General features: G+C 72.6%; 17 protein-coding genes. 5 read left to right on the top strand and 12 right to left on the bottom strand.

Going from position 1 to position 16,855, the window contains the following annotated elements; translation table 11 throughout:
• Nucleotides 1-92 precede the first annotated feature (92 nt).
• The 4 genes from AC5L30_RS29290 to AC5L30_RS29275 form a co-directional block, all read right to left on the bottom strand.
• Nucleotides 93-515, bottom strand: a complete 423-nt coding sequence (locus tag AC5L30_RS29290; RefSeq protein WP_494871201.1) for a hypothetical protein — start codon at nt 513-515, stop codon at nt 93-95.
• Nucleotides 512-1,492: a DNA polymerase III subunit delta gene (gene holA, locus AC5L30_RS29285; RefSeq protein ID WP_433311878.1), complete on the bottom strand. Its 981-nt coding sequence runs from the start codon at nt 1,490-1,492 to the stop codon at nt 512-514. Before holA ends, AC5L30_RS29290 begins: the two co-directional genes overlap by 4 nt.
• 180 nt (nt 1,493-1,672) lie before the next feature.
• Entirely contained in the window at nt 1,673-4,132 is a 2,460-nt protein-coding gene (locus tag AC5L30_RS29280; protein WP_494871200.1) for a ComEC/Rec2 family competence protein, read from the bottom strand.
• Entirely contained in the window at nt 4,129-4,965 is an 837-nt protein-coding gene (locus tag AC5L30_RS29275; RefSeq protein ID WP_494871198.1) for a ComEA family DNA-binding protein, read from the bottom strand. Before AC5L30_RS29275 ends, AC5L30_RS29280 begins: the two co-directional genes overlap by 4 nt.
• A 104-nt stretch (nt 4,966-5,069) precedes the next feature.
• Here AC5L30_RS29275 and AC5L30_RS29270 point away from each other — a divergent pair, with 104 nt between their 5' ends.
• Entirely contained in the window at nt 5,070-5,468 is a 399-nt protein-coding gene (locus AC5L30_RS29270; RefSeq protein WP_494871197.1) for a hypothetical protein, read from the top strand.
• 258 nt (nt 5,469-5,726) lie between these two features.
• On the opposite strand, the gene AC5L30_RS29265 is transcribed toward AC5L30_RS29270, so the two are convergent.
• From AC5L30_RS29265 to nadD, 6 genes are all read right to left on the bottom strand, one after another.
• Nucleotides 5,727-6,101, bottom strand: coding sequence for a VOC family protein (locus AC5L30_RS29265; protein WP_494871195.1), 375 nt, complete (start codon nt 6,099-6,101; stop codon nt 5,727-5,729).
• A gap of 241 nt (nt 6,102-6,342) precedes the next feature.
• Nucleotides 6,343-7,116 carry an SDR family NAD(P)-dependent oxidoreductase gene (locus tag AC5L30_RS29260; RefSeq protein ID WP_494871193.1) on the bottom strand — a complete coding sequence of 258 codons (774 nt, stop codon included), beginning with the start codon at nt 7,114-7,116 and terminating at the stop codon, nt 6,343-6,345.
• 3 nt (nt 7,117-7,119) lie between these two features.
• A complete protein-coding gene (locus AC5L30_RS29255; protein WP_494871192.1) occupies nt 7,120-7,974 on the bottom strand; it encodes a DegV family protein in 855 nt (284 codons plus the stop codon).
• A 48-nt stretch (nt 7,975-8,022) separates the two neighbouring features.
• A complete protein-coding gene (locus AC5L30_RS29250) occupies nt 8,023-8,652 on the bottom strand; it encodes a histidine phosphatase family protein (protein WP_494871190.1) in 630 nt (209 codons plus the stop codon).
• Nucleotides 8,649-9,056, bottom strand: coding sequence for a ribosome silencing factor (rsfS, locus tag AC5L30_RS29245; protein WP_494871188.1), 408 nt, complete (start codon nt 9,054-9,056; stop codon nt 8,649-8,651). The genes AC5L30_RS29250 and rsfS overlap by 4 nt, the downstream gene beginning before the upstream one ends.
• A gap of 110 nt (nt 9,057-9,166) precedes the next feature.
• Complete coding sequence (nadD, locus tag AC5L30_RS29240; protein ID WP_387172177.1) at nt 9,167-9,763, bottom strand: nicotinate-nucleotide adenylyltransferase; 597 nt, start codon at nt 9,761-9,763, stop codon at nt 9,167-9,169.
• 165 nt (nt 9,764-9,928) lie between these two features.
• Between nadD and AC5L30_RS29235 the strand changes: the two genes are divergently transcribed.
• On the top strand, nt 9,929-10,654 hold the full coding sequence (locus tag AC5L30_RS29235) for a PadR family transcriptional regulator (RefSeq protein ID WP_494871187.1): 726 nt from the start codon (nt 9,929-9,931) through the stop codon (nt 10,652-10,654).
• A 159-nt stretch (nt 10,655-10,813) separates the two neighbouring features.
• The gene (locus AC5L30_RS29230; RefSeq protein ID WP_494871186.1) at nt 10,814-12,019 is read left to right on the top strand and encodes an FAD-dependent monooxygenase; all 1,206 of its coding nucleotides are present in this window, start codon (nt 10,814-10,816) and stop codon (nt 12,017-12,019) included.
• Nucleotides 12,020-12,122: 103 nt separating this feature from the next.
• Here AC5L30_RS29230 and pepN read toward each other — a convergent pair whose 3' ends face one another.
• Nucleotides 12,123-14,639, bottom strand: coding sequence for an aminopeptidase N (gene pepN, locus AC5L30_RS29225; protein ID WP_494871184.1), 2,517 nt, complete (start codon nt 14,637-14,639; stop codon nt 12,123-12,125).
• A 69-nt stretch (nt 14,640-14,708) separates the two neighbouring features.
• On the opposite strand from pepN, the gene AC5L30_RS29220 reads away from it, so the two are divergent.
• A complete protein-coding gene (locus tag AC5L30_RS29220; RefSeq protein WP_030336536.1) occupies nt 14,709-14,927 on the top strand; it encodes a DUF397 domain-containing protein in 219 nt (72 codons plus the stop codon).
• Nucleotides 14,928-15,047: 120 nt separating this feature from the next.
• Here the strand turns inward: AC5L30_RS29220 and AC5L30_RS29215 are convergent, their stop codons facing one another.
• Complete coding sequence (locus AC5L30_RS29215; RefSeq protein WP_494871183.1) at nt 15,048-15,449, bottom strand: hypothetical protein; 402 nt, start codon at nt 15,447-15,449, stop codon at nt 15,048-15,050.
• Nucleotides 15,450-15,595: 146 nt separating this feature from the next.
• On the opposite strand from AC5L30_RS29215, the gene AC5L30_RS29210 reads away from it, so the two are divergent.
• Entirely contained in the window at nt 15,596-16,843 is a 1,248-nt protein-coding gene (locus AC5L30_RS29210; protein WP_494871181.1) for a cytochrome P450, read from the top strand.
• Nucleotides 16,844-16,855: the final 12 nt, after the last annotated feature.

Below are 16,855 nucleotides of genomic sequence, written 5' to 3'. Positions count from 1 at the left end.
GTGTCCAACGGCCGGCCGTGTTTCTCCCGGCCGGCCGTTCTGCGCGATTTCTTCCGGCCGGCCGTTCTGCGCGCTGCCCGACGGCTTGGCGCTCAGTCTGACGGGTCGGCCCGCCGGGGTGGTGGCACCGGGTCGGCGGTGATCACCACGCCGGGAACGCTGTGCGAGACCCACTCCACCCGGGCTCGGCCGACCACCGGTTCCATCTGCCGGCGAAACCGGTCCCGTTCCTGCTCAGGCACGAGCGCGGCGGAGCGGACCACGATCGCGGCCACCATGTCGTTGAGCTTGACCATGGCCGCCACCACGACCGGCAGCACCAGCACCGCCCACCAGCTGACCAACTCGGCGAGGGCGAGCAGCACCGCCAGGGCGATGGCACCCTCGAAGAAGAGGAAGCACAGCACGCCGCCGGGGTTGACGAACCGCAGGCCGAGGAGTCGGGCATAGAGCGGCCGGTAACGCTCCTCGTCCACGGAAATGGTGGCCCACGCTGGGCGGTTCGCCCTCGTCACCTGGTGCTGCCCTGCCGGGCCGCCGCGACAGAGAAGACCGCACGCTCCAGGGCGTACGCCCGGTCGTCGGACCCACCCTTGACGGCCGCGTTGCACTCGGCGGCGACCTGCATGGCCCGGACCAGGCCCTCCGGCGTCCAGCCCCGCCCCTGCCGCTGCGCCCGCTCGATCTTCCAGGCGGGCATTCCGAGGCTGCTGGCGAGCTGGTACGGGCTACCCCGCCCGGCCGAAGCCACCCGGGCCACCGTGCGCACCCCGTCGGCCAGGGCGTCGGCGATGGGCACCGGGTCCACCCCGACGTGCAGGGCCCAGCGCAGTGCCTCCAGTGCCGCCGGCACGTCGCCGACCATGGTGGCGTCCGCCACGGTGAAGCCGGTCACCTCGACCCGGCCCCGGTAGTAACGGGAGACCGTCTCGGCGCTGATCCGCCCATCGGTGTCGGCGATCAGTTGCGAGCAGGCGGCGGCCAGCTCACGCAGGTCGTTGCCGACCGCGGCGATGAGCGCCTCGGCGGCGTCGTCGGTGCACTTTCCGCCAGCCCGGCGGATCTCGTCGCGGACGAAGGCCACCCGGTCGCGGTGCCCCTTGAGCTTGGCGGCCGGGACCACCGTCGCGCCAGCCGCCCGCAGGCCATCGGCGAACGCCTTGCCCTTGGCGCCCCCCAGGTGCAGCACCAGCAGTTGAACGTCGGGGTCGGGATTCTTCGCGTACGCCAACAGCGCGGCGACCAGGTCCTTGCGGGCATCCTGGCCGGAGCGCAGGATCAGCAGCCGCCGCCCGCCGAACAGCGAAGGGCTGAGCATCTCGGCGATCTCGCCGACGGTGAGCGCGCTGGCCTGGTACTCGCGGACGTCCACCTCGGGGTCGACGCTGCGAACCTTCGCGACAGCTTCGGTGACCGCGCGCGTGGCGAGCAGTTCCTCGTCACCGAGGACGAGCAGAATGGGGGCGAGGCTGGCGGGGGTCACGCCGCCCATATTCGCACGGCCTGCGGCGGGATCGTGCCTGCTCATTCGCTACTTGGTCGGCGCAGCCCGCACACAGTGCAAATCCAGACATCTATCTCAATCCCTCGTTTAATCCGCAAGTCACCCGTCCAATAGGAAGCCGTCCACCTTGATCCACACGGCATCCAGGGAACCGGGCCGTTCCGGGGGTCAGGGCTGGCGGCCCGGCGGCACACCTCGCCGGGCTACCGCCAGACCGTCGCCCGTTCGGACCGCCGCCACATCGCCGTCCGTGTCGGTACGCAGCACCCGCGCGCCACCCCTGCTCAGCCGGGCAAGCAGCCCTGGACTCGGGTGCCCGTAGGTGTTGCCCGTGCCCACCGGCACGAGCGCCACCGCCGGCCGCACCGCGTCGAGGAAGCCCGGGTCCTGGTACGCCGAACCGTGATGGGCGACCTTCAGCACGTCCGCCCGTAACTGGCCGGGCGCCGCCCGCGCCACCATCGCGTGCTGCTCCTCGGTCTCCGCGTCGCCGGCCAGCAGGATCCGTACCCCGGCCACCGTGGCGCGCAGCACCAGCGAGTTGTTGTTCGGGTCCGACCTGGTCCCGGCCAACGGGTACGGCGGGCCGAGCACCAGCAGGTCGACCCCGCCCACGGGATGGCGAGCGCCAGCAACCGTGGTCAGCAGCGCCGCCCGCCCGCCGGAGGCCGCCGCCCGAACCAGGTCCCGGCCGCTCTCCGGGTCGGTCGACGACGGCGTCAACACGGCACCCACCCGCCGCCCCCGGAACACCCCGGCCACCCCGCCCACGTGGTCCGCGTGGAAGTGGCTGATCACCAGCAGGGGCACCTCCCGTACGCCGAGCCGACGCAGGCAACCGTCCACCGCACCCGGTTCCGGCCCGGCGTCCACCACCACGGCCCGGCCGGGGTCGACCGGGAGCACCAGGGCGTCGCCCTGACCCACCGCGCACGCCACCACCACCCAGCCGGCGGGCGGCCAGCCGGCGGCTACCAACCGAACCGGCAGGGCACCCAGCACGGCGGCGACCCCAACCACCGCTACCAGCCGGCGTACGAGGGGCCGGCGCACCGCGATCACCAGCGCAACGGTCAGCCCGGTCAGCAGCAGGGCACCGGGCACCCCACCCGGCCACGGCAGGGTGCCGCCCGGCAGTCGCGCACCCTGCCGGGCGATGATCACCAACCACCAGGCCGGCCAGCTCGCCAGCCACGCGACGAACTCGGCACCGGCCGGCCAGATCGGCGACACCACGGCCGCCAGCACGCCCAGCACGGTCGCTGGCGCGATGGCCGGCACCGCCAGCAGGTTCGCCGGCACCGCCACCAGGCTCACCGTGCCGGAGATCCCGGCGACGACCGGGCCGCAGGCAAGTTGGGCCGCCGCCGGCACGGCCAACGCCTCGGCCAGCCCAGGCGGGACGCCTCGCCGACGCAACCCGTCCCGCCAACGCGGCGCGAGCAGCAGCAGGCCACCGGTGGCCAGCACGGAGAGCGCGAACCCGGGGTCCCCGGCCAACTCGGGGTCGACGAGCACCAGCACGGTGACCGCGGCCGCCAACGCGGGCAGCGCTGCCCGAGGACGACCGGCGGCGAGCGCGGCCAGCCCGATCGCTCCCATCGTGGCGGCCCGTACGACGCTCGGCGACGGACGGACCAGAATGACGAACCCCACCAGCGCCACCCCGCACAGCGCGGCGGCGAGCCACGGACCAGCGCGCGCCCACCGAGCCAGCAACAACACCGCACCCACCACGATCGCCACGTTGGAGCCGGAGACCGCGTTGAGATGGGTCATCCCGGTGGCTCGGAAGTCTTCCTCGACGGCGGGTGGCAGTCGACTGGTGTCGCCCACCACCAGACCGGGCAGCAGCCCACCGGGGTCGTCGGGCAACGGCGCGCAGGCCCGTTGCAGGCCGCTACGCAGCGCCCCGGCGGCACGCTGCGCCCAGGACGGCGCGCCGTGCCGCTCCGGTGGACCGTTGGTGCTGAGCACTGCCGCGGTGAGGTCGCCGCCGCGCGGGACGCCGAGCCGGCCGTCGACGGTGAGGTGCTGCCCGGGAAGCAGGCCCCGCCACGCCGGGTCGGTCGCCAGGACGAGCAGCCGCACCGACGCGTGGATGCGTCGACCATCCGGGCCGGTGAGCCGGACCAGCTCGGTCGACACCAGCAGCATCCCCGGCCGCCCGGCGCTGCGGATCGGGCGCGGGTCGTCCCGGACGACCAGGTCGGCGGTGATCGGAGCGCGTTGCTCGGCGAGGGCACGGATCGTCGGCGCGTCGCGAACGGCCAGCCGGGCGGCGGTGGCCGCACCACCGCAGACCACTCCGAGGCCGACCGCCACGGCAATCCACCCGTATCGCCGCGCCACGGGGCGGCGACGGCCGAGGCGGCCGAGCAGATGCAGAGCACCGACTGCCGTCAGGCCGGTCGCCGTGCCGACCACCAGCAGGACGGCGCGGCTGCCGAGGTGCAGGCCGGCGAGCGCGGTGAGCCAGGCCGCCACGGCGAGCCCAGCCAGTCGCAGATCCGGCGGCTCGGACCGGGCCCGGCCAGCCGGCGGCGTGGCGTGAGGCTGCCCGGCCGGTGACCCGGGCTGAGCCGTGCCGACCGACGGTCGGTCAGCGGCGACGGCGAACCCGCTCACACCGTCACCAGATCCTTGAGTTGCTCGTAACGGGCATCGCCGATCCCGTCGACCTGGCGTAGGTCGCCAACGGACTTGAACCCGCCGTGCTGATCTCGGTGGGTGAGGATCCGTTGGGCGAGCACCGGCCCCACCCCGGGCAGCGCGTCGAGCTGCGCCAGTGTCGCGGTGTTGAGGTTCAGCGGCCCGGCGGCGGGAGCCGCACCACCCGCCGCAGGCCCGGCCGCACCGCCCGGCACCGGCGGTGGCGTCACCCCAACCACGATCAGCTCGCCGTCGGTGACCTTGCGGGCGGGGTTGAGCAGCGCCACGTCGACCCCGGGGAGCGCGCCGCCGGCCGCCTGCACCGCGTCGGCGAGCCGGGACCCGGCCGGCAGGCGTACCAGACCGGGTTTTCGGACCTTGCCCGCGACCGCCACCACCACCTCGCCGGAGCCGGACGCGCTGGGGTCACCCGCAGCCGGTGCGGCCGAGGCGGCGTCGCTGGCCAGCGGGGCGACCGGCTCCGACTGCGGCCGGGCCTGCCAAGCCCAACCCGCCGCGCCCACGACCACCACCACGGCGACCACCGCCAACGCCCGCACACCGCGCCGCCCAGGGTCGAACGCCCCGGGACCCGGCAGCCGCGTACCCGGCGGGACCGCGAGGCCGTCCGACGACGACTCCGCGACCAACGCGGCGGACCGGGGCAGCACATCCGCGGGCGGTGCGCCGACCAGGGACGACGGGGGTACGCCCGCGAGCGGCGCCTGCGGCCGGGGCGGCGGCGCGGCAGCCGCCTCCGTCAGCCGGCGCAGACGCTGGCGTACCTCTGTCTCCTCGTCGTGCGACACAGCGCGACGCTATGGCGGCAGCCCGGACGGTGAAGGGAGAAGACGCTGCCCTGTGGACAACCACTGCCACTGTGGACAACGCCCTGATCATGCCCTGATCTGCTATGGGCGCAGACGGCAGCACGATCGCAGGCGGCCGGAGTGACCGGTCACCGTCCGAGCAGTTTGAGAGCATCGCCGTGAGCAGTGATTTCGCGTTCTGGAAGATCGGCGTGGGCGACCCCGGCGAGATCTATGACGGCTTGGCCGACGGAGCGACGGGCCCTCTCGAACCACACCCGGACGTCACCGGCTTCCGGGCCGAGCTGTTGTCGCGCTCGCCCGAGCTGGTGGATTTCCTCGAACCGACCGAATACGACCTTGTCGACGCGCCCGACGATGCGGCGAAGTACGTGCTGCTCACCCTTCCGGTAGGGATGCTCGGCCATCTCGATGGCATCTACGAGCTGGCTCGGCAACACGGACTACGCGGCTACAGCGGAGTGGCTGACGAAGCGTTCTAGACGAGTAATTCCTAACCGAAGGTTGACGAACGGCGGATGTTGACCCCAGGGCTAACTCGACCTTGAGTTACCTGGTGGCCTCACCGTGCGCTCGGCTGGCCCGCCATGTCGATCCGCCAAGGAGCGGTATGTATACCTCAGAGGTATAAATATACCTCTGAGGTATACCGCTTAATGCCGCATTCACCCCGACGAAGGTGACCGACGGTGATCGGCCTGGCCTCACTCCGTCCACAGGTCGGTGTCCGCGGCCAGCCCCTACAGGTAAGGCCGGGTGATGATCTCGATGGCGTGGCCGGACGGGTCGAAGAAGTAGAAGCCCCGCCCGCCGTGCTCGGTGTTGGTCTCGCCTTCCCGCTTCAGCTGCGGGTCGGCCCAGTACGTGATGCCACGTCCCTCGACGAACGCCAGGCACCGCACGAACAACTCGTCGTCGACGAGGAACGCGTAGTGCTGCATCTGGATGTCCACCGGCGGCTCGGCGAACTGGAGCAGCACACCCTCGTCCAGTTGGACGTTGGCGAACGGCCCCCACGAAGGTGCCTCCGGCAGCTCGAACAGCTCCCGGTAGAACGTGGCCGAGGCGCTCTTGTCCTTGCTGGCGATGATGGTGTGGTTGAACGTGACTGTCATCCGTACCGTCTTCTTCCCGGTCGATCCGAAGACCCGACCGGAGGCCCACAGCGTTCACCCAGCCACGCAGATGACAAAGCCCCGAGGGCACCGACGCCCCGGATCCCGCACGAGAGACGCGTACATCGCATCGATCTCGGCGTGGTGGCTGAAGTAGCCAGAACCTCCGGGGGGTAGGCCCATCTGGGGCGCGCACGGAGGCTAACACAGCGCCGCGGAGCAGCCGCGCGACGAGAACCGGTCAGCGGGCCTCTGGGTCGAGGCCGAGCACGGCCCGCCCGCCGTCCACCGGCAACGTCACCCCGTTGATGAAGCTCGCCGCGGGCGACAGCAGGTACGCGACCGCCTCGGCCACCTCCTCGGCCCGCCCGATGCGGCCCACCGGGTGCAGCCGGGTCAGCTCGGCGTCGATCCACTGGGCCTGGGTGGGCTCCTGCGTGGCCAGGAATTCGGTGTGCCGCTCGGTGGCGATCGAGCCGAGCGCGACCGCGTTGGCCCGGATGCCGTGCCGCCCGTACTCGACGGCCAGTGCCCGGGTCAGCCCCTCCACGGCGGCCTTCGCTGTCGCGTACGGCAGGGCACCGGACACCGGTCGACGGGCCTGGTGCGACGAGACGTTGACGATCGCGCCGCCGGCGGCGCGGGCCAGGAAGCGGCGGACGGCGACCGCGGCGCCCACCACGGCTGGTCGCAGGTTCAAGCCGATCAGGTTCAACACCGTGTCGGCCGACGCGCTGTGCAGCGTGGCATCGCGGAACACGGCCGCGTTGTTCACCCAGCCGGTCAGCGGCGCGGCGCGGTCCGCCAGCTCGGCGGCGTGCTCCGCCACCTGCTCGTCGGCGGCGTCGCCGACCACCGCGACGAGCCGATCGGCGGCCGGGTGGCCGGCCAACCAGTCGACCGCGTCGGCGTCGCGTTCCAGTACGACGATGGTGGCGCCGGTGGCCACCAGCCGTTCCACCACCGCCCGGCCGACACCGCGGCCACCCCCGGTCACCACGCACGACGTGGGCACCGCTCAGCCCACCGGTCGGCGGTGGACGACCACGCAGGCCAGTCCCGGCCCGGCGTGCGCGGCGACGACGGCACCCGCCTCGGAGACGTACGTGTCGTGCAGCCGGTCACCGAACCGCTCGGTCAGCGCGGCGCGCAACGCCTCGGCCCGTTGCGGTGCGGCCAGGTGGTGCACCCCGAGATCCACGTCGTCGTCGCCGGCCGCCTCGACGGCCAGGTCGACGAGCCGGGCGACTCCTCGGCTGGCGGTACGGACCTTCTCCCGCAGCACGATCGCACCGTCCGGCATGTGCATGATTGGCTTGACGGACAGAGCGGTGCCGACCAGCGCCTCGGCCGCGTTGATCCGGCCGCCCCGGCGGAGGAACTCCAGCGTGTCGACGTAGAACCAGACGGTGGTGCGGTCAACGGCGGCGAGCGCCGCGTCGCGTACACCGGCAAGGTCGGCGCCAGCCTCGGCGGCGGTGGCGGCGGCGATGGCCGGGAAGCCCAGCCCCATGCCCGCCGAGCGGCTGTCCACGACCTCCACCCGGCCGTCCAGGTCGGCGGCGGCCAGCCGGGCGGCCTCCACCGTGCCGGACAACGCGGCGGAGAGGTGTACCGAGACGATCCCGTCGGCACCGGCGTCGAGCAGTCGGCGGTACGTCCGGGCGAACTGCTCGGGTGCCGGGCGGGAGGTGGTCGCCGTGACCCGGCGGGCGCTCAGTGCCAGGGTCGCGTCGGCCGGCTGGGTCTCCACCCCCTCCAGCCCCTCCGCGCCGTTGAGCACGACAGTCAACGGCACGACGGTCAGCCGGTGCGCCTGCACCAGCTCGGGCGGAAGGTAGGCGGTGGAGTCGATGACAACCGCGACGGGCATGCCCGGCACGCTAGCCGATCGAGGCCGTGAACGCCGAGGCGTGAGTGCTCAGAACGCGTCGACGGTGACCGGGGCGGTGATCAGGCCGACGTTGTGCGCCCGCAACTGCCACCCACGGACGTCGTCGTGGCGCAGCTCGGTCCAGTGGCAGTTGGCCAGCGACCCGACGGTGCGCAACACGGCAGTGTCCCAGCCGAGCAGACGACCGACGCCCTGCCGGGAACCGCCACCGTGAGTGGCAATCACCACGGTGCCGCCCGAGGCCACGTCGGCGGCCTCCTGTAGCGCGGCACCGACCCGCTCGCCGAGGTCGTGCAGGGGCTCCAGATCCGCACCCGGGTCGGGGTCACCGGCCCGCCAGCGCGCGTACTCCTCGGGGAAGCGCTCGGCGACCTCGGTGAGGTGCAGACCCTGCCACTGGCCGAAGTGCCGCTCGCGCAGCCTCGCGTCGGTGCGCACCGGCAGCCCGGTCAGCGCGGCGAGCGCGGCGGCGGTCTCCGCGGCGCGGCTCAGGTCACTGGCCACGATCGCGTCGGGCCGCCGCGCCGCCAGCAGCGGGGCGGCGGCGCGGGCCTGGTCGCGGCCAAGCTCGTTGAGGGGTACGTCGAGCTGCCCCTGGACGCGGTTGGCGGCGTTCCAGTCGGTGTTGCCGTGCCGCCAGACGATCAGTTGGGTCATTCTGCGGCGGCGGACCCGGTGGCGTCGGCCTCGACCAGGTCGCGATCAACGAACGGGATGGTCGGGCAGTCCTTCCAGAGGCGGTCGAGCCCGTAGAACTCGCGCTCCTCGGTGTGCTGGACGTGCACCACGATGTCGACGTAGTCGAGCAGCACCCAGCGGCCACCGCGCTCGCCCTCGCGCCGCACCGGCTTCGCCTTCTCCGGCAACTCCAGCAGGCTCTCCTCGATGGCGTCGACGATGGCCAGCACCTGACGCTCATTGGGGGCAGCGGCGAGCACGAACGCGTCGGTGATGGCGAGCTGGTCGCCGACGTCGATGATCGTGATGTCCTGCGCCTTCTTGTCGGCGGCGGCCTGGGCGGCCGCGATAGCCAGCTCGTGAGCGCGTTCGGAAATCGTCACCGTTCTCCTTCGATCAAGCGTGCGATCCTCCAAGCGTCTCATACCCGGCGGCACCGCGATCGTGCAGTTCTGGTCGGTTAGGTGCCCAAACCTGGGCGTAGCGGGTGCGCTCAGCGCTGATAGAGGCTCCGCTTGGCGATGTACTGCACCACACCGTCGGGCACCAGGTACCAGACCGGCTCACCTCTGGCGACGCGAGCACGACAGTCGGTCGACGAAATGGACATCGCGGGCACCTGGATCAGGCTGACGGTATCCGCCGGGAGGTGCTCGTCGGTCAGCGGGAAACCGGGCCGGGTCACACCGATGAAGTGGGCCAGCTCGAAGATCTCGTCCAGGTCCTTCCAGGACAGGATGCGTTGCAGGGCGTCCGCGCCGGTGATGAAGAACAACTGCACCTTCGGGCCGTACTCGGCATGCAGGTCACGCAGCGTGTCGACCGTGTAGGTCGGGCCACTCCGGTCGATGTCGACCCGGCTGACCTGGAAACGAGGGTTGGAGGCGGTGGCGATCACGGTCATCAGGTACCGGTCCTCGGCCGGGCTGACCGGCTCGTCGGCCTTCTGCCACGGCTGCCCGGTGGGGACGAAGACCACCTCGTCCAGGCCGAACCGGTCGGCCACCTCGCTGGCCGCGACGAGGTGCCCGTGGTGGATCGGGTCGAAGGTGCCACCCATGATCCCGATCCGCCGGATATCTTCCTCCACCCAGTGATCGTAGGCCGAGCGTCGTGGCCGACCGTTCCGGCCCGGCCCAGCGCCGGTGATCACCCCAGCGGAGCGCAGTGATCCACTCGGCAAAGGGTCGCGACATCCCCACACGTGGGCGTATATTCGTCGACGAGTAACCGTTGGCGAGCGAGGAGGACGGTCGTGCCGAAGCGGCGCAAGGTCGGCAATCTGTTGGCGCTGGCCGTGTTGTCCGCCCTGGTCCAGCGGGCGATGCACCCGTACGAGATCGCCACCGCACTGCGCGCCTGGGGCAAGGACCAGGACATGGAGTTCAAGTGGGGCTCCTTCTACACGGTGATCGGCAACCTGGACAAACACCACCTGATCGAGGCGGTGGAGAGTGTGCGCGAGGGCCGACGCCCGGAACGCACCGTCTACCGGATCACCGACGCGGGACGGGCCGAGCTGGTCGACTGGGCCCGCGAACTGGTCTCCACCCCGATGGCAGAGCATCCCCGTTTCCGGGCCGGGTTGTCCGTGCTCGCCGCGTTACATCCCGACGAGGCCACCGACCTGCTGCGGCAGCGGCTCGACCTGCTGGAGGACGTGATCCGCCAGGACCGCGAGACGCTCGACGCGCACCTGCGGGAGATTCCGCGGCTGTTCCTGGTCGAGTCGGAGTACGACCTCGCCATGCGGGACGCGGAGGCGGCCTGGCTGCGGGCACTGCTCGCGGAGCTGACGTCGGGGAGCTACCCCGGGTTGGACACCTGGCGGACTTTCCACGAGACCGGCGAGATGCCGGCCGAGCTGACCGAGTTGACCGAGGGAAGCATCACTCCGAAGGCCAACCCCGACACCCCAACCACCAACACCCCGGAGGCCAACCCCGACAGCAGCAGCCGGAGAGCCGACAGCACCGGATGAAGAGCGGCCCCGGCGAGGTGCGCCAACACCTCACCGGGGCCCTGACCCCGAACCGACGCCTGGGAAGGCACCCGGCCCGAAGCGGCAACCACGAGGATAACCGGGTTCCCTCCCAGGTCCGCGCGCCCGCGCGCCAACGACCACACCCAGGGAGAGAGCATGACCACGGTACGAACCGCGATCGTCATCGGCGGCGGCATCGCCGGGCCGGTGACAGCGCTCGCGCTGCGCCGGGCCGGCATCACCGCAACCGTCTACGAGGCGTATCCGACCACGGCCAGCGGCATCGGCGGCACCCTCGCCCTCGCGCCCAACGGCGTGGCCGCTCTGCGTACGGTCGGCGCGCACGAGGCGGTGACGGCGATCGCCACCCCGATCGACCGCAGCGCTCTGGCCGTCGGCCGCCGCCGCATCGACCTGCCCACGCTGACCGGGGTGCCGCCGCTGCACGTGGTGCACCGGGCCGAGCTGTACCAGGTGCTGCACGACCAGGCATTCGCTGAGGGCGTGCCGTTCGCGTACGGCAAGCGGCTGGTCGACGCCGAGCAGACCGACGACGGCGTGATCGCACGTTTCGCGGACGGCAGCACCGCGACCGCCGACATCCTCGTCGGCGCGGACGGAATCCGCTCCACGGTCCGGGGTCTCATCGACCCGGCCGCGCCCGGCCCGCGGTTCACCGGGCTGCTCGGCTTCGAGGCGGTCGCCCGGCACGAGGTGGACGCCGAGCCGGGCACGATGACGTTCGCGTTCGGCCGGCGCGGCTACTACCTGTACTGGCCGGAGCCCGGCGGCGGCACCCGGTGGGGGGCCAACCTGCCGCAGCAGCGGCCGATGAGCCTCGTCGAGGCCCGGGCGGTGCCGGCGGAGCAGTGGCTGGACACGCTGCGGGCCAGCTACGGCGACGACGACCCGGGCCGGGAGCTGATGGTGACCAGCAACGCCGACGACCTCCAGGTGGTCGGGTCGCTGCAGATCATGCCGCCCGTGCCGCACTGGCATCGAGGCCGGATGGTGCTGGTCGGCGACGCGGCGCACGCGCCGTCGAACAGTTCGGGGCAGGGCGCGTCACTGGCCATCGAGAGCGCGGTACAACTCGCCCGCTGCCTGCGCGACCTGCCGGACGTCCAGGCGGCGTTCGCCGCGTACGTGCGGCTGCGTCGTACCCGGGTGGAGAAGGTGGCGGCCCGCGCGGCCCGGATCAACCAGGCGAAGGCCCCCGGCGCGGTCGCGCGGACGCTGATGCCGTTGCTGATGCCGCTGATGGTGCGCACGGTGTTGGACCCGGAGAAGACCGTCGCCGACGAGCAGCGCTATGTCATCGACTGGGACGCGCCGGTCACGGCGGAGCCCGCCCTGCGCTGAGCGATGGCTGCGGGGTGGCCGGCCAGCCACCCCGCGGCCACCAGCCCGCGCTGGGCCAGCCCGCGCCGGCCACCCCTACGGCGTCAGGGCGCGCTGGCAACGGTCAGGCCGAGGCGGCGGCCACCGCCGTCCGGGCGACCAGCGCGCGACGCAGGTCGTCGTCGGCGTCGGTCACCACCCGACGCAGGCCGGGAGTCAGGTCGTCGCGGGCCAGCAGCGCCGCGGCCGCCTCCCGGGTGGGCTGCGCCACGGCGTAGCGGGGGAACGCCAGGGCGGCCACCCGGTCGGCCGTCCAGGGGGTACGCCGGTGCGCGGCGGCCGGCATCTCCGCGAAGTACCGATCGACGTACGCGGTGGTCAGGTCGGCCTGCTCGGGCTGCCAGAACCCCTCGGTGATCGCCTCCAGCAGCCGACCGGACAGCTCGGTGCCCCGCACGATGATTTCCCAGGTCGCCTGCTTCGCCACCGGGTCGGGCAGGGCCGCTCGGCAGTGGGCGGCCCGTTCCGCGCCCGTGGAGCTGTTGTCGGCGGCGGCCTCGATGGCGATCTCCGCCTCGCCGGCGGCGCCCAGCACCACCAGGCGACGCAGCACCGCCCAGCGCAGCTCCGCGTCGACCTTCAGACCGGCCGGCACGTCCCGGCCGGCGAGCCAACCGACGAGCAGATCCGCGTCGGTGGTCGCGGCGATCCAGCCCCGTGCGGCGGCGAGCTGCAACGACTCCCCGGCCGGCGCGCCGTCGAGCAGCCGCTGGCACGCGCCCGCGACCCTGGCCAACGCCGTGGACCGGGTCAGCGGGTCGAGGTAGCGGTCGACCAGCGACCGGCTGAGCGTCAGCACGTCCTCCGCGATGATCACCTCGGTCTCGGCGGGCAGCGCGGCGGCCAGCAGGTCGACCAGGCCGGTGACCGGCCGCTCGCCGTCGGTCGTCGCGTCCAGTGCCTCGCGCCAGAGCACCGCCCTCGCCAGCGGATCGGTCAGACCCGGCAGCACCAGTGGGACGGCGTCCGCCGACGCCGGGTCGAGGCGCACCTTCGCGAAGGTGAGGTCGCCGTCGTTGAGCAACAGCAGCCGGGCCGCCGGCTCGCCGGTCAACGCACCGAGCACGGTGCGGCCTCCGTCGGCGCTCGGGTCGAGGTCCACCTCGTCGCGCCGGCCGGTGCCGTCCATCGAGTAGCGGCCCACGCCGATCCGGTGTGGGCGCAGCACCGGGTACGACTCGGGCGCGGTCTGCACCACGGCTACCTCGCGGTAGCGGCCGTCGGCGTCCACGGTGACCTCGGCACGCAGCGTGTTGACCTGCGGGCGGCGCAACCACAGCTCGGCCCAGTCGGACAGGTCCCGCCCACTGCTGGCGGAGAGGCTGGTCAGCAGGTCGGCGAGGGTGGCGTTGCCGAAGCGGTGTGCGGCGAAGTGCGCGTTCAGGCCGGCGAGGAACGCCTCGTCGCCGAGCCACGCGACCAGTTGCCGCAGCACGCTGGCTCCCTTGGCGTACGAGATGCCGTCGAAGTTGAGCAGGCCCTCCTCGGCGTCGACGACCTCCTGCGGGGCGATCGGGTGGGTGGAGGGCCGCTGGTCGGCGGCGTACCCCCAGGCCTTTCGGCGCATGGCGAAGGTGGTCCAGGCCCGACTGAAGCGGGTCGCCTCGGCGGTGACCCGGGTGCCGAGGTACTCCGCGAAGGACTCGTTCAACCACAGGTCGTCCCACCAACGCATGGTGACCAGGTCGCCGAACCACATGTGGGCCATCTCGTGGGCGATGGTGCCGGCCCGCTGCTCGCGCTGGGTGTCGGTGACCGCCGAACGGAACACGTAGTCGTCGCGGAAGGTGACCAGGCCCGGGTTCTCCATCGCGCCGCCGTTGAACTCGGGCACGAACGCCTGGTCGTACTTGCCGAACGGATAGCGTTCGGTGAAGAGCTGGTGGAACCGGTCCAGGCACTGCCGGGTGATGGTGAAGATCTCTTCGGCGTCGGCGTCCAGGTGCTCGGCGAGCGACCGGCGGCAGTAGATGCCCAGCGGAATGCCGTCGTGCTCGGCCCGTCGGACGTGGTACGGCCCGGCGATCAGCGAGAAGAAGTACGTGGCCAGGGGCGCGCTCGGGGCGAACTCCCAGCGCCCGGGGGCCGGGTTGGCGGCCAGCTCGGCGTTGCCGGCGACGATCCACTGCGGCGGCGCGGTGACCGAGAGGGTGACCGGGGCCTTGAGGTCGGGCTGGTCGAAGGCGGCGAAGATGCGCGGCGCGTTGTCGAGGAAGGACTCGGCGTAGAGGTAGGTCTCCCCGTCGGCCGGGTCGACGAAGCGGTGCATCCCCTCGCCCGTCTTGGAGTACGCCATCTCGGCCTCGACGATGAGCGTGTTCTCCTCGGCCAGGTCGTCGAGCGGCAGCCGGTTGTCGGTGAGCAGGTCGGGACCGAGGTCGCGGTCGTTGAGGCGTACGCCGCGCAGTTCGGCGGGTTTGACCTCGGCGAAGGTCGCGGCGCCGGCGGTGGCCCGGAACCGGATCTCGACGCGGGAGCGGAACACGTCGCCGTCGCCGGTCAGGTCGAGGTCCACCTGATAGGACACGACAGTAATCGCCGCGCCACGCGCGGTCGCCTCTACACGGGTCAGGCTCGGCATCCGCTTATCCTGCCCGATGGGGATCGGCACCCGGTCACCACACGACCCTCGGCACTGGAGGAAAGAACCATGGCGCAGCACCCCAAGGGCGACTTCGACCTCTCTCGGGCGGTCTGGCAGCGGGCCGAGGGGGACACCTCCGACAGCGCGGTTGAGGTCGCCTTCGTCGACGACCTGATCGGGATGCGCAACTCGGCCGAGCCGGACGGGCCGGTGCTGGTCTTCACCCAGGCCGAGTGGGACGCCTTCGTGGCCGGCGCCCAGGACGGCGAGTTCGACCTGGACTGATCGTGCCCGCCGACCCGTCGGTGTGGGATCGCCGTGCCGGTGCCCGTGGTCGGGACACCGGCACGGCCACGCGGGCGAGCTGACCGGCGCACCCCCGGATCGCCCACCCGGGGCTGGTGATCAACCATCACCGGGGCCGTCGCCGTCGCCCCAGCCGAGGCCACCGGGGCCCGGGGCGTGGTGAAAGCCCGGATGGCCGGCCACGTCGACGCACCGCTCCCCATCCGGGCCGACCGCGCCGCAGAACAGCCGCTCGGCCCGCTGCCAGGCGTCCGCCGGTGACAGGGCCGCCGCCCCGAGCGCCACCTCCGAGCGGAGCAGGCTCAGCGCCTCGGCGTACGCCACGGCCAGCTCCCGCGCCTCGGCCGGGCCGGGCGCGGTGAAACCCAGATGCACGGTGAAGAACCGGTGCGGACGGGTCGGCCGCCGCGGCGGCCCGATCAGTGACCGCCCGTCGCGGCCTCCACCCAGTGCCCCGGCCGCTCGCCGCTGCCGCCAGTGCGGCGATCTGTTGTCGCGCATCCGCCCTCCCCCGTGGTTGTCCCACCAGCAGCAAACCAGGTTCCGCCGCCCCGGGGAGGGGCCAGCCGGGTGGGGTTCAGCGGCGTCGACGGGGGTAACCGCAGTGGTCGACGGCGACCAGCCGCACCTGCGCGTGAGGAGACCCGATGGCGACCATGCCGGCCGACCGCAGCCCGGACAGCACCCTCGCGCTGCTCCGCTCCGGTTACCGGTTCATCGGCGAGCGCTGCGAGCGGTACGGCAGCGACATCTTCCGGACCCGGATCCTGCTCGCCCCGACCATCTGCCTGCGCGGCCGGCCGGCGGCGGAGCTGTTCTACGACAACGACCGCTTCCAGCGTGCCACCGCGATGCCGCTGCGGGCGCAGCGGACCCTGACCGGTCGGGGTGGGGTGCAGGGGCTGGACGGGCCGGAGCACTCCGACCGCAAGGCCATGTTCATGTCGATCATGACGCCGGCCGCGATCCAGCGGCTCGGCCAGCTCTTCGACGACGAGTGGCGGACCCGGATCGCCGCCTGGGAGGGCGCCGGCCCGGTGCCGCTCTACGACGAGCTGGGTCGGTTGCTGACCCGGGTGGTCTGCGCCTGGGCCGGGGTGCCGCTGCCCGCGTCGCAGGTCGAGCGCCGCGCCGTCGAGCTGCACGCCATGATCGAGGCCCCGGCGGTGATAGGCCCCCGGCACTGGCGGGGACGGCTCGCCCGGTACCGCGCCGAACGCTGGCTCGCCGACCTCATCGAACGGACCCGGGCCGGTTTCGCTCCGGCACCGGCCGGCAGCGCCCTGGCCGTGATCGCCGAACACCGGGACCGGCGCGGCAACCTCCTCCCCCGGCGGATCGCGGCGGTGGAGCTGCTCAACGTGCTGCGCCCGGTGGTCGCCGTCGACCAGTACATCGCCTTCGCCGCGCTCGCCCTGCACGACCATCCGGCCTGGCGGGAACGGGTCCGCGGGGACGACGAGGCCACCGAGCACTTCGTCCAGGAAGTACGCCGCTACTACCCGTTCTTCCCGATCGCGGCGGCCCGGGTCCGGCGGTCCTTCGACTGGCAGGGTCACCACTTTCCGAAGGGCCGGCGGGTGCTGCTCGACCTCTACGGCACCAACCACCATCCGACCCTCTGGCCGCAGCCGGAGCTGTTTCGCCCGGAGCGGTTCGCCGGCCGGCGGGTGGACCCGTTCGAGCTGATCCCGCAGGGCGGCGGCGACCACTGGGCCGGGCACCGCTGCGCCGGTGAGTGGATCACCATCGACCTGATGAAGCGGGCGGTCACCAACCTGACCACCACCATGCGCTACGAGGTGCCGGTCCAGAACCTGGCCCTGGACCTGCACCGGATGCCCGCGCTGCCGCCCCTCGGCCTGACCCTCAGCAACGTCCGCCACGCCGCCTGACCCCCACCCCGC

This window comes from Micromonospora sp. BQ32, assembly GCF_059358895.1.
The sequence above is the reverse complement of the archived record's forward strand: the minus strand, read 5'-3'. Positions and strand labels throughout refer to the sequence as shown.

Excerpts from the sequence above, each read along its gene's own strand:
- pepN (WP_494871184.1), bottom strand. The coding sequence starts at position 14,639 with ATGCCGAGCCTGACCCGTGTAGAGGCGACCGCGCGTGGCGCGGCGATT.
- AC5L30_RS29230 (WP_494871186.1), top strand. The coding sequence starts at position 10,814 with ATGACCACGGTACGAACCGCGATCGTCATCGGCGGCGGCATCGCCGGG.
- AC5L30_RS29250 (WP_494871190.1), bottom strand. The coding sequence starts at position 8,652 with ATGACCCAACTGATCGTCTGGCGGCACGGCAACACCGACTGGAACGCC.
- AC5L30_RS29215 (WP_494871183.1), bottom strand. The coding sequence starts at position 15,449 with ATGCGCGACAACAGATCGCCGCACTGGCGGCAGCGGCGAGCGGCCGGG.
- holA (WP_433311878.1), bottom strand. The coding sequence starts at position 1,492 with ATGGGCGGCGTGACCCCCGCCAGCCTCGCCCCCATTCTGCTCGTCCTC.
- AC5L30_RS29220 (WP_030336536.1), top strand. The coding sequence starts at position 14,709 with ATGGCGCAGCACCCCAAGGGCGACTTCGACCTCTCTCGGGCGGTCTGG.
- AC5L30_RS29255 (WP_494871192.1), bottom strand. The coding sequence starts at position 7,974 with ATGCCCGTCGCGGTTGTCATCGACTCCACCGCCTACCTTCCGCCCGAG.
- AC5L30_RS29270 (WP_494871197.1), top strand. The coding sequence starts at position 5,070 with ATGGGCGCAGACGGCAGCACGATCGCAGGCGGCCGGAGTGACCGGTCA.
- AC5L30_RS29265 (WP_494871195.1), bottom strand. The coding sequence starts at position 6,101 with ATGACAGTCACGTTCAACCACACCATCATCGCCAGCAAGGACAAGAGC.
- AC5L30_RS29210 (WP_494871181.1), top strand. The coding sequence starts at position 15,596 with ATGGCGACCATGCCGGCCGACCGCAGCCCGGACAGCACCCTCGCGCTG.